Here is a 1,287-nt window from a genome sequence, read left to right as displayed (position 1 = left end):
CGGCTTTCTTCGCGTAAATACCATCGATGACATCCCCGGCGGGTTCGCTCGTTTTTTCGCTGCCCCAGCCAGGCGCTGGTGGCTTGTCCCGATGTGCGGCCCGTCCGGGGTCCTGCCGCCCGGTGTGGCTTGATAGGAGCGTGCGACAGCCCAATTTAGGCGTGCCCGCCGGATCGGCATGGACCGAACTGCCTGATAGTCAGTCCGCAGGAGGAACGGTTGGTCGTCATCGGCATCGATGCTCACAAGCGCACTCACACCTTGGTCGCCGTGGATCAAGTCGGCCGCAAGCTCGCCGAGCGCACCGTCCGGGCGACCCCGGACGGTCACGCGGATGCTGCGGCCTGGGCCGGCCAATGGCCCGACGTCATGTTCGCCATCGAGGACTGCCGGCACGTGACCCGCCGCCTGGAGGGCGATCTACTCCGCGCCGGCTACCGGGTCGTGCGCGTCACTACCCAGCTCATGGCGGGCCAGCGTCGCGGCAGCCGGGAACGCGGTAAGTCCGATCCGATCGATGCGCTGGCAGTCGCCCGAGTCGCGCTGCGCGAGCCGGACCTGCCGATCGCCCACTTGGACGGCCCTTCACGCGAAGTGAAGCTGCTGGCCGACTACCGCGACGACCTGGTCGTCCAGCGGACCCGGATCTGCAGTCAGCTGCGCTGGCACCTGCACGAACTCGATCCCGAACTGGACATTCCCTCCCGCGGCCTGCGCCGGCGTTGCCTGCAAGATGAGCTCTGCCAGCGCCTGGCGGACATGCCAGGGGTGGTCGCGCAAATAGCTCGGGAGCTGCTGGAGCGCTGCCGCCAGCTGACGGTGCGCATCAACCAGCTGGAGAGCCAGCTGCGCACTCTCGTGCGCGCTCTGGCCCCGCAGCTGCTGACCATCCCCGGCTGCGGAGTGCTCGGCGCGGCCACCATCATCGGAGAGACCGCCGGCGTGCACCGCTTCCGGTCCAAGGCCGCCTTCGCTCGCTTCACCGGCACCGCGCCCATCCCGGTGTGGTCGGGCAACACCAGCCGGGTGCGGCTCAACCGGGGCGGCAACCGGCGCATGAATTGTGCCCTGCACATGATCGCCGTCACCCAGGCCCGCGGCGTCGGGGCCGGCAAGGCATACGTCGACAAACTCATGGCCGACGGCAAGACCCGTACCGAGGCCATCCGGTTACTGCGCCGACGCCTCTCTGATGTGGTCTATCGCACCCTCAAGACCGTGAACGCCTCAGAGCGCGACATCAGCCGCCAACCCATCGCAGCCGCGGCTTGACAACATAGGAGCATC

General features: G+C 68.1%; 1 protein-coding gene. It reads left to right on the top strand.

Annotated features, from left to right (window positions below):
- The first annotated feature begins 219 nt into the window (after nucleotides 1–219).
- Nucleotides 220–1,272, top strand: coding sequence for an IS110 family transposase (locus AB0I79_RS63295; protein ID WP_357896387.1), 1,053 nt, complete (start codon nucleotides 220–222; stop codon nucleotides 1,270–1,272).
- Nucleotides 1,273–1,287: the final 15 nt, after the last annotated feature.

The sequence above is a fragment of the Nonomuraea sp. NPDC050202 genome (assembly GCF_040656115.1).
Classification (GTDB): Bacteria; Actinomycetota; Actinomycetes; order Streptosporangiales; family Streptosporangiaceae; genus Nonomuraea.
This window is presented reverse-complemented; position numbering and strand designations above follow the sequence as displayed.